Annotated in this window: 1 protein-coding gene; it reads right to left on the minus strand. The window is 53.9% G+C overall.

Features of this window, described 5'->3' with window-relative positions; genetic code table 11:
• The coding region (locus ACR0BU_RS24720) for a glutathione S-transferase family protein (RefSeq protein WP_480755790.1) at nucleotides 1-674 on the minus strand (674 nt) is incomplete at its 3' end.
• Nucleotides 675-883 lie beyond the last annotated feature (209 nt).

The following is an 883-nucleotide window of genomic DNA, read 5'->3' on the forward strand; positions in this document are numbered from 1 at the left end:
TCAGAAAATGCCGCCCGCGTGGTTGCGCGCATGGCGCATACCTCATCTGGCAATGGTTGTAACAAACCGGCAAAGGTCGCGACATATATGTCCAATGCCGTTACCCCACAATCAAAAATGTAGTCCGACCCCTTCGCCCGTTGTGATGCCAATCGCTCTGCGAATATGGCCAATATCTCGATAACTCGAATGCGCGCGGCCGCACCAGCCTGCTCCGAGTAGCCGTACTTCTGAGCCAAGTATTGCGCGACAGGCTCGGAAAACCCTCCTTCACCCTTCAGCCCAAGATGGGTCAACCAGAGACGTCGAGACCAACCAAGGCCACCCTCACCGCAGAGTTCATGTGCAAGACTGAATGCCAGATTACGATCGTCCGAGTTGGGAGGAAGCAGACTCGGCATAGGTATCAGACGTTCGGCAAGTAACAGGATATCTTTCCACCCTGATCGGGGTGGTTCCTCCTCGTAAACAACAGCCGGGGCAGACCCGCTACCGAACCGCTCCACGAGATCCTTGTTCGTTGGATCAAGCCTGACGGCAGACCAATCGAGTCCCTTTAGGTGGAGTATCCCTTTCGCCGCTTCGCCCCATGGGCTGGGCACGCCACTAACGACGGTCATTCTGAGGCCACCTGTCGCGTCGGTGTCTTCAAAAGGTATGTAATCCCATGCCATGAGAAGATCCTTCACTTAAACGCCTAGGTTCTACCTCATAAGCATGAGTTCAAGAACAAGAATGCACCAAATAGAGTGTGTCGATGCTAATCACGTCAGGTCTGGCATTTTCTAGAGCTACCGCACGGCACGATTGAAGCTTGGCTTGGCAAACGTCAAAAAGAAAGCCGCCATAGCGGCAGATGCAGCGAATTCACAGTTCGTCCGCA

The organism is Ruegeria sp. CK2 (assembly GCF_056536585.1).